This window comes from Microcystis sp. M083S1, from assembly GCF_020246405.1.
GTDB classification, from domain to species: Bacteria; Cyanobacteriota; Cyanobacteriia; order Cyanobacteriales; family Microcystaceae; genus Microcystis; species Microcystis aeruginosa_C.
Genome location: NZ_JADBTB010000243.1, coordinates 20,925 through 27,512, shown reverse-complemented (window position 1 = coordinate 27,512; position 6,588 = coordinate 20,925). Strand labels below are relative to the sequence as shown.

The 6,588-nt window shown below is 42.7% G+C and carries 7 protein-coding genes, 1 pseudogene and 1 other annotated feature (1 of these 9 cut by a window edge); of the genes and pseudogenes, 3 read left to right on the top strand and 5 right to left on the bottom strand.

The window, feature by feature from the left end; all coding sequences use genetic code 11:
• From IM450_RS21820 to remA, 3 genes and pseudogenes are all read right to left on the bottom strand, one after another.
• Positions 1–554: pseudogene (locus IM450_RS21820) on the bottom strand (RNA-guided endonuclease TnpB family protein); the annotation flags it as partial.
• Between the two features lie 267 nt (positions 555–821).
• Positions 822–1,376 carry a guanylate kinase gene (gene gmk, locus IM450_RS21815; protein WP_004268573.1) on the bottom strand — a complete coding sequence of 185 codons (555 nt, stop codon included), beginning with the start codon at positions 1,374–1,376 and terminating at the stop codon, positions 822–824.
• Positions 1,377–1,388: 12 nt separating this feature from the next.
• Complete coding sequence (gene remA / locus IM450_RS21810; RefSeq protein WP_002737924.1) at positions 1,389–1,658, bottom strand: extracellular matrix/biofilm regulator RemA; 270 nt, start codon at positions 1,656–1,658, stop codon at positions 1,389–1,391.
• Positions 1,659–2,100: 442 nt separating this feature from the next.
• Here remA and IM450_RS21805 point away from each other — a divergent pair, with 442 nt between their 5' ends.
• Positions 2,101–2,307: a hypothetical protein gene (locus IM450_RS21805; protein ID WP_004268575.1), complete on the top strand. Its 207-nt coding sequence runs from the start codon at positions 2,101–2,103 to the stop codon at positions 2,305–2,307.
• A gap of 128 nt (positions 2,308–2,435) precedes the next feature.
• Positions 2,436–2,921: a photosystem II cytochrome c-550 gene (psbV, locus tag IM450_RS21800; RefSeq protein ID WP_002754644.1), complete on the top strand. Its 486-nt coding sequence runs from the start codon at positions 2,436–2,438 to the stop codon at positions 2,919–2,921.
• 52 nt (positions 2,922–2,973) lie between these two features.
• Here the strand turns inward: psbV and IM450_RS21795 are convergent, their stop codons facing one another.
• Positions 2,974–3,675 (bottom strand): DUF3226 domain-containing protein, encoded by a 702-nt coding sequence (locus IM450_RS21795; protein WP_004268577.1) that lies wholly within the window; start codon positions 3,673–3,675, stop codon positions 2,974–2,976.
• Positions 3,668–4,762 carry an AAA family ATPase gene (locus IM450_RS21790; RefSeq protein ID WP_287669686.1) on the bottom strand — a complete coding sequence of 365 codons (1,095 nt, stop codon included), beginning with the start codon at positions 4,760–4,762 and terminating at the stop codon, positions 3,668–3,670. Before IM450_RS21790 ends, IM450_RS21795 begins: the two co-directional genes overlap by 8 nt.
• Before the next feature lie 180 nt (positions 4,763–4,942).
• Between IM450_RS21790 and IM450_RS21785 the strand changes: the two genes are divergently transcribed.
• A complete protein-coding gene (locus IM450_RS21785) occupies positions 4,943–6,472 on the top strand; it encodes a UbiD family decarboxylase (protein WP_004268582.1) in 1,530 nt (509 codons plus the stop codon).
• 24 nt (positions 6,473–6,496) lie between these two features.
• Positions 6,497–6,588: a sequence feature (ribosomal protein L10 leader region), on the top strand; it runs 25 nt beyond the window's last position.

Below are 6,588 nucleotides of genomic sequence, written 5' to 3'. Positions count from 1 at the left end.
TGTCCCGTCGGTTTATGGTATTCTTGCCGTTCTACGTCAATCAGAAACTGGCAATAATAACCGTCAGCACGTCTAACAACTCTTACCCGTCTAATCTGTTGCTCTGAATAATAAACTAAGGTCTTTTGACTACACCATAAACCAAATTCTCCTGCTTTAAAGCCATCAGTAAATCTGATTTTACGTCGATCATCAGATAGTTGGTAGCCTGTTAGTTTGTATTCAACAGAACGACTATGCTTTTTGAACCGAGGAAAAACCTTTTTCTCTGGTATCTTGGCATGACAATTCTGGTAAAACCGATTAATTGATTGCCAGGCTCTATCAGCAGCAGATTGACGTGCTTGTGAGTTTAATTTATTAACCCAAGGTGTCTCTTTATTGTTAGCTAGTACCGAGCAAAGTTTTTGGAGATCATTGCGGGTTGTACCCTTATGATCCATACAATAACGAACACAAGAGTTACGCACAAACTGAGAAGTTTTGATAGCTTCATCAAGCCGGTGATATTGCTCTAGTGTCCCGTTTTTTAGCCTTGCTTCTACGACTAGCATATAACAATTCTCGACCATTGGTTAAGTAGATTGTAACACAGTTTGTCCACAGATGGTGGAATTAAACCGATGCTCCGTTGCTAATATTCTGGTCGGATTTCATCCCCCGCAAAGGTGAGTATCTTATCGAAAAATGTAGCGGGGGTATTCATCCGATATTTTAGGTAACTTAGGGAATGGGGGATAAGGATTAGGGGAAGTGGGGAAGTGGGAAATTTCAACTAAAACCCTAAAACCCCTAAAACCCCAACACCTAACCCCCAACAGCTAACGGCTAAAAATAATCTTCTCGATGGCATCTAGGGCGGCTTCTAGGTCATCATTGACGATTTGATCGGGGAATTCCTCGCTGGCGGCTAATTCTTCTCGGGCGCGTTCCAGACGACGGGCGATCGCCGTTTCAGCATCTTTGCCCCGGCCGCGCAAACGACGTTCTAATTCCTCGAAACTGGGGGGTAGGATAAAGATTCTCCTCGCTTCGGGGAAGCTTTGACAGACCTGTCTGGCTCCCTCCAATTCGATTTCTAGAATGACGGTCTGGCCCGCCGCTAATTGAGCGGCGATCGCTAATTGGGGTGTCCCATAATAATTGCCCGCGTATTCGGCCGATTCTAGAAATTCTCCGGCTGCCATTTTCTCCTCGAAACTGGGACGGTCGAGAAAATAGTAGTCTTCCCCCTCAATTTCACCCGGTCGAGGTGGGCGCGTAGTAGCGGATACTGACAGGTAGAGGTTAGGGAAACGAGTTAGTAAATGCCGGACTAGCGTACCCTTGCCCACACCGCTAGGGCCAGTAATGACGATTAATTGACCGGGTTGCATGGGGTTAATAACTTAGTTGCTACTATTAACAGGGGCTTCCTTGTTGACCACGAAACGGTGAGCCACGGTTTCCGGTTGAATGGCCGACAGCACCACATGACTAGAATCGGTGATGATCACCGCACGAGTCCGTCTTCCGTATGTAGCATCGATTAAACAGCCTTTATCCCGAGCATCACTGATGATGCGTTTGATAGGAGCCGATTCTGGGCTAACGATGGCGATAACCCGATTAGCGGAAACAATATTACCGAAGCCGATGTTGATCAGTTGTATATCCATAAGTTAACAAAGGTGCAGTCCTTTGTACAAAAGAGTGTGGAGGTATGATTACAATGTTATCGAGAAAGATTTAGCCTTACAAGGCTAAAAATAACATTCTTAATCACATTTTAGTATTTTTTCAGGTTTTTTGCGATTTTAATTAAATTTGTTTACACGAGTCTCTATCTTAGGGAATAAAAAGGCAAAAGTCGGGAAAATTAGGGAATTTTGAAGGTTTGGGGCGTGGGGTGATGGGGTGTAGGGTGTGGGGTGTAGGGTGTGGGGTGTAGGGTGTGGGGTGTGGGGTGTGGGGTGTGGGGTGTAGGGTGATGGGGAGAACAAAGCTGCCTCCTGTCTCCTGACTGCTGATCACTGATCACTGTTAAGAATGTCCCCGGCAATGGCATGATAATTATGGTAACTAATAAGTATTCTCTATCCTTGGTGGGTGCGTTAGACTATGGGTTTTGCTGATCTATCGATCGCTGATATTGCGGCAGAGTACGATCTGGCCGATGAATCTGTGTTGTCACTTTGCGACCAATTAGGCATCTCCTATAAAGATCGGCAGACTAATCTCGCCCTAGAAGATGCTAAAGCAATTATCTCACTGATTTTATCCAAACGATCGGGAGTAACCGCCTCTAAAACGGAAACGTCCCCTTGACTTTATTCCCAACTGCGATCTTCTCGGTGTCCGTGATCACTTAGAATCGATCGACACCCTCCCAGAGGAGAAAATTTTTTAGTCACCTTAAAATTCCCTTTCTTGGAACAATTGCGAGTAGGAGAACAATGATCAAACGTTTGATTGTGGCAGCGATCGCTGTAGTTTTTTTTGTATTACAATTCAATCTTAACGGCGCTAGTGCCTTAGAACTCAATGAAAAAACCCTCACCATCACCCTCAATGATGCAGGGGAATCGGTGACTTTGACTTCTGAACAAGCGACGGAAGGACAGAAACTTTTTGTCGCCAATTGTACTAAGTGTCACCTGCAAGGTAAAACCAAAACTAATAATAACGTCAGTTTGGGTCTGGCCGATCTGGCAAAAGCGGAACCTCCCAGAGATAATCTGTTAGCATTGATTGATTATCTAGAACATCCCACCAGTTACGATGGTGAAGATGATCTAAGCGAATTTCATCCCAATGTTAGCCGTCCCGATATCTTCCCAGAATTACGCAATCTGACGGAAGATGATGTGTATAACGTCGCCGCTTATCTGTTGGTTGCTCCCCGTCTAGACGAGCGCTGGGGTGGCACAATTTACTTCTAAATTGCCCTCCATATATCCCTCGATCCCTCTAGATTTCTAGGGGGATTTTTGATTAGACAGCAAATAGTTGTAAAAATTCTTTGAGTTCATTTAATACCTCATGCTCAAAGTTCCAAATATGACGTTTGTTTTTCATAACATAATCAAATCCATTCATACTGCATTTCCTGCCAGCTTGTTTTTTGTCTTCTGTGGAACAGGTATCAAATCGTAAATAGTTACTAATCCAAAACTTATCAAAATCTTTGTCTTTAATCGATTTTTCTTGCTTGTTTAAACAATTTCTCCAGTCTTCTAAACAATCCGCATAGGTGGAATCTTGACTTTTAATCTTCTTGAGAACTGTTTCTAGTTCTCCTTGTCCTTCCACATTGGTAAAATAACAAGCAAATTCTGTGATTTGATCTTCTATTGTTGTCAATCTATAAAGCTGACTGGTTTTCCTAATATCTTCCGCTTCTGGATACACCTTTTTCAGACAATCGTTAAGCCAATTTAGTCGCTCTGTCTTAGTATCAGAATCTTGATCGATAATAATACCAACTTTAGGGATAGCTTTTTTACCAAGAGTCGCCTTAATTTCATCGAAAGTGCTGGTTAATTTAGCTTGATCTAAACCCTGTAAACATTTATAGTCATCTTCCTCAAAGCAAATCGGTTTATCTAACTGAATTTTGTTAATATTTAAGTATTTTACTAGGGCTTCGATAAAAATTTTATCATTCTTGCTCTCGACGATTAATAAGTTACTCACCTCTCACCTCATTGCCATGTTTTAAGGCGTACTCTAAAGTGCTTAATTGTCTTTTAATACCAATAATTTTATCAGTTCTGGGACTCCTTGCTAGTTCAAAATAGGCCCCCTGTTCTGGATAATATTCTAACCCCACATCGGCAAAAGCTTGGATCATCTCTAAACTATGGGTTGTGGCAAAAATTTGGCTATCTAGTTCGATAGCTAATCGGAATAAAGTTTTCCAAATATCTGGGTAAGCAGTATAGTGAAGACCATTTTCTATTTCATCGATAAAAATAATTTTTTGCGGATTAAGCAGCAGAGCAAAAATCATCTCTATTAGACGATTAATAGCTTCACCAAACAGAAATATGGGTAGGCGTTTTGTCTCTTTTCTTTTCAGATATAAATTTGGTTCACCCAGAAAAAAACTTTCTATTTTCTCAATAGAAGGATCGAGAATTTGTAGAGCTTTTAGCACTTCTTCTTCCTGTTCATTAAAAACTATTTTAGTATAGGACTCGCTCAATTCTTCCAAAGATTTACTGACAGATGCGGCAATGATTACTGGTTCCTCATCACCTGGATCAGGTAAAGCGAGTATTCCCTCAGAACTAGCAATTAAAAAATAGTTCAGTTGACCATCATTTGAGTCATTCTTGAGGTGAAAACTTGTGTGAATATTTAAGATAGAAATAACTGATTTATTTTTAGCGATAAAATCGTATAATTTTTGCAAGTCTTCAGAGATGCCTAAAACGCCATCTTTAAGAGAACCAGAAATCGATATTTTTACCAATTTATCTCCTCGTTTAGATTGGGAGCCTTTTAACTCAATAATATTTTTTCTATCAAGATTGAATAATAAATTATCCCAGGCATTTTTGGGAACAGCCTGAACAACTGCTAAAGATTGCCTACGAATGATTCCTCTGATGTAGGGATGAATAGTATTTGGATAGGGATAACTATACAAAAATATTGCCTCTAACAGGGCAGTTTTCCCTGAATTGTTTTTACCGCCAATTAAATTAACTCGCTCAAAACCTTCAATTTTGGTATGCTCAAAACATCTAAAATTACTAATTTCAATATCCTTAATCATGTTGACCTCTGGGCTGGATAAGCATAAACTTAGGGGTAGGAATGACCCTGGTAAGATGGGGATTTTTTTACTTAATTCTAGACGAGAATCGCCGCCAACTCTCAAATCGGTGACTATCCCCCACCGAAACTGCCACCCTAAGAGATAATAGAGACAGGGATTTATTTACATTTCTTCATCATGGCTAGAGACTTACGAGGATTTATTAAGCTTTTAGAAGATCGTGGCCAATTACGCCGCATTAGTGCATCGGTCTCTGCCGATTTAGAAATTGCCGAGATCGCTAATCGGATGCTACAGGTGGGGGGGCCGGCCCTACTGTTTGAAAACGTGCAAGGAGCAGAGTTTCCCGTCGCTATTAACCTGATGGGAACGGTAGAACGCATCTGTTGGGCGATGAACCTGAATAAACCCGAAGAATTGGAAGATTTAGGCAAAAAACTCGCCCTCTTGCAACAACCGAAACCGCCGAAAAAACTCTCCCAAGCGATCGATTTTGGTAAAGTGTTGTTTGATGTCCTGAAAGCCAAACCCAGCCGTAACTTTTTCCCTCCCTGTCAACAGGTGATTTTAGAAGGGGATGAAGTAGATTTAAAGAAAATTCCGATGATTCGCCCCTATTCTGGCGATGCAGGCCAGATTATCACCCTAGGGCTAGTAATTACCAAAGATTGCGAAACGGGAACCCCTAACGTCGGTGTCTATCGCTTACAGCTACAGTCTCACAATACCATGACCGTTCACTGGTTATCCGTGCGCGGTGGGGCGCGTCACCTGCGAAAAGCGGCGCAAATGGGCAAAAAATTAGAAATAGCCATCGCTTTGGGGGTTGATCCTCTAATTATCATGGCCGCCGCCACTCCTATCCCCGTAGATCTGTCAGAATGGCTGTTTGCGGGATTGTACGGCGGTTCTGGGGTACAGTTAGCCAAGTGTAAAACCCTCGATTTAGAAGTGCCGGCCGACTCAGAAATCGTCCTCGAAGGAACAATTACCCCCGGAGAGGTATTGCCAGATGGACCCTTTGGTGATCACATGGGTTACTATGGCGGTGTGGAAGATTCACCCCTGATTCATTTCCACTGCATGACCCACCGTCGCGACCCCATTTATTTAACCACTTTTAGCGGTCGTCCTCCCAAGGAAGAAGCGATGATGGCTATCGCTCTTAATCGTATTTATACACCGATTTTACGGCAACAGGTGTCGGAAATAAGAGATTTTTTCCTGCCCATGGAAGCTTTAAGCTATAAAGCGGCGATTATCTCCATTGATAAAGCTTATCCCGGACAAGCGCGGCGAGCGGCCTTAGCTTTTTGGAGTGCCTTACCCCAGTTCACCTATACTAAATTTGTCATCGTCGTCGATAAGGAGATTAATATTCGCGACCCCCGGCAAGTGGTTTGGGCAATTAGTTCTAAAGTGGATCCGGTTCGCGATGTGTTTATTCTCCCGGAAACCCCCTTTGATAGCCTCGATTTTGCCAGCGAAAAGGTCGGTTTGGGGGGAAGAATGGGAATTGATGCCACAACAAAAATGTATCCCGAAACGGACCACCAGTGGGGGGAACCTTTGGAGTCGGATCCGGCCATGGCGGTCAAGGTTTCCCAACGCTGGTCAGAATACGGTTTAATCGATATTAATTTACAAGAAGTAGATGCCAATAAATTTGGCTACGAAATGTACTGCCCACTCCCTCCTGGTGCTTGACATAAATCCCGCAATAATGTTAAAATGAGAAACTGGCTTAAGCCAAAGACAGCAGGTGCGAAACAGCTTAAATACCCTGCCGAGGTCAAAGCGAGAAAACAGCGGCCAAAAAGACT

Coding starts and splice junctions, on each gene's coding strand:
- gmk (WP_004268573.1), bottom strand. CDS start 1,376: ATGCAACCCGGTCAATTAATCGTCATTACTGGCCCTAGCGGTGTGGGC.
- remA (WP_002737924.1), bottom strand. CDS start 1,658: ATGGATATACAACTGATCAACATCGGCTTCGGTAATATTGTTTCCGCT.
- IM450_RS21805 (WP_004268575.1), top strand. CDS start 2,101: ATGGGTTTTGCTGATCTATCGATCGCTGATATTGCGGCAGAGTACGAT.
- psbV (WP_002754644.1), top strand. CDS start 2,436: ATGATCAAACGTTTGATTGTGGCAGCGATCGCTGTAGTTTTTTTTGTA.
- IM450_RS21790 (WP_287669686.1), bottom strand. CDS start 4,762: ATGATTAAGGATATTGAAATTAGTAATTTTAGATGTTTTGAGCATACC.
- IM450_RS21785 (WP_004268582.1), top strand. CDS start 4,943: ATGGCTAGAGACTTACGAGGATTTATTAAGCTTTTAGAAGATCGTGGC.